Here is a 634-nt window from a genome sequence, read left to right on the forward strand (position 1 = left end):
TCTGAGGAGGGGGTAGTCCTCGGGGTCGGTCATGGCGGTCTACTCCTGGGCGGCCCCGGAGAAGAGGGGGGGCGTGTCGGAGGGGGGCGTGTCGGAAGGCTCCTTGGAGGGGCCTTGAGGTTGCTCGTTAGGCGGCTCTTGCGTCCTCTCTCTTGCCGTCTTGACTCGGTACTCTTCCGCAAGCATGGTTAGGGCCTCTCGGGCGAGCTCGGAAAGCGTCATACCGTGCTCCCTGGCGAGGGCTTCCAGAGCGCTATGGGTGGCGGGATCCAGGCGCAGAGTGAGGCGCTCCTCGAGGCGGGGCTTGGCCTTCTCCTTTAGGCGCTTCTCCAGGCGGGACAGGGTGGACATGGCGGCCTCCTTTGAGGTGTAGGGTAGCGCGGGGGGTGGGGGATTGTAAAGAGGATGCCCTTTATTTCACGCGTTCCCGGGCGTTCCCTGGCTCTTATTGAGGTTCCCTTTGGGCGACCCGCTTGACCTGGGGCGGAGAGTCGCCCTAGAGTGAGGGCGAACCCTAACCCGGGTGGTGCCGGGGCCGGACAAGTACCCCTTGGGTCCGCCACCCCAAGGGGGAAAGCCGGGGAAGCGGGGTGCCGGGGGAAAATCCTGGCTCGCCCCGCACTCAACGCGGCGC

The 634-nt window shown here is 66.4% G+C and carries 1 protein-coding gene; it reads right to left on the minus strand.

The genetic code is table 11. The annotated features are described in order from the left end of the window. Positions 1 to 39: 39 nt before the first annotated feature. Complete coding sequence (locus L0D17_RS13210; protein ID WP_243095708.1) at positions 40 to 351, minus strand: ribbon-helix-helix domain-containing protein; 312 nt, start codon at positions 349 to 351, stop codon at positions 40 to 42. Positions 352 to 634 lie beyond the last annotated feature (283 nt).

Origin of the sequence: Thermus thalpophilus (genome assembly GCF_022760915.1) — a bacterium.
GTDB classification, from domain to species: Bacteria; Deinococcota; Deinococci; order Deinococcales; family Thermaceae; genus Thermus; species Thermus thalpophilus.